Origin of the sequence: Pararobbsia alpina, from assembly GCF_902859895.1 — a bacterium.
Classification (GTDB): domain Bacteria; phylum Pseudomonadota; class Gammaproteobacteria; order Burkholderiales; family Burkholderiaceae; genus Pararobbsia; species Pararobbsia alpina.
Window position 1 is genome coordinate 1 of record NZ_CADIKM010000159.1, and the last position, 1298, is coordinate 1298.

The following is a 1298-nucleotide window of genomic DNA, read 5'->3' on the forward strand; positions in this document are numbered from 1 at the left end:
GCGGCGGTGTTGGTCACCCGCCAGAACTCCCTTTCGCCGGGCCGCATGTTCAGGATCGCCGGAACGAAATTCGTGGCATCGGGCGCCGTTGGCGAGGTGATCGGAATGAAATTCAAGCTCAAGTCGAGGTTGGGGATGTTGCCCGTCGGCTTGGGGTTTCCGGGGACCGGTTGATCGCGCACGATCAACACGCGTTCCCGCAGACCGCTCACTGCCGGCTGCTGGTTCTCGATGCCCTCGACCACAATGGCGCCCGTGGCTCCGCCCTGTGTCTCACGTTCCGCAAGCATATGGATATGGGGGTGGTACCAGTACAGTCCGGAGGGCTCGTTCTTTGGAAAGGCAACGTTGTACTGAAACGTTTCACCTGGATTGATCACCGTTTTGATCACGTTATCCTGGTGGCAGGCTGGAGAGGCATTGGTTCCGTGATAGTGAATGTTGATCGAAGACATCGTCATTTGCGCGTCCCCACAGTTCGGCGCATTCAAAATCGGCAACATCGCCGCACTTGACGGGGTATTGTTCGTGACCGTAAGGAGGAGGTGATCTCCGGGCTTGAGGCGCAGGGTCGGATCTTCCAACCCATCCGGGGTCATGAAGCAAAGAAGTTCGCGGCCGTCGCTGTCGAACCGCTGTTGGTAGGAAAATTTCACCTCCAGGACGCCATTGGAGCTGAAGAGCGCCGGGGGATTGTGGACAACGCTGCCTGCGGGGAAACGCGGGCAGGGGTTCGCCACGGGCAGTACCGGGGAAAGCGGTCTGGTGGTGGCTGGGGCACCCTGTGCGGGCATTGTCGGGCTCACTTGATCCGCAACTAGCAGATGAGCCCCGTTGCCTGCGCCGCCTGTGAGTTGCCCCCTGGCCAGGGGAGGCTCCATCGAGTTGCTCGTGGTTTGGCGCTCATCGGCACGATGGCTACTGTCTTGAGGGTCTTGTGCGAAGCAATTGGCCGTTGCGGAAACGATTAGGAGCACGGCCGATCCTGCGATTCTCGACTGAAGTTTCATATGTCCTCCGATGTTTCTGAAGGAGTCTGGCCGGAACGCGAGCCAGCTTGAAGAAGGCGTCGCGCTTGGCGAACCAGAGCCGCCGCCTGGTTGGAAGCGATTTGAGCGCCGAAGGCGTACGCCGACGAACCAGGGCAGCTTCTGCAGAGGATGTTTGAAGCGCGTGTTTTATCTAGTAGAGGTCTGCGTTACGCAGGAGCCTTGATTCCACGCCCCTCAACGTCCACAGTTCGGAGCGGAACGGTGAGCGAGTCATGACGCTTCGATAAAGGATAGGACAAGCTCGAT

Annotated in this window: 1 protein-coding gene; it reads right to left on the reverse strand. The window is 59.2% G+C overall.

Features of this window, described 5'->3' with window-relative positions; translation table 11 throughout:
- The coding region (locus HV670_RS30020) for a multicopper oxidase domain-containing protein (RefSeq protein ID WP_175108545.1) at positions 1 to 656 on the reverse strand (656 nt) is incomplete at its 3' end.
- Positions 657 to 1298: the final 642 nt, after the last annotated feature.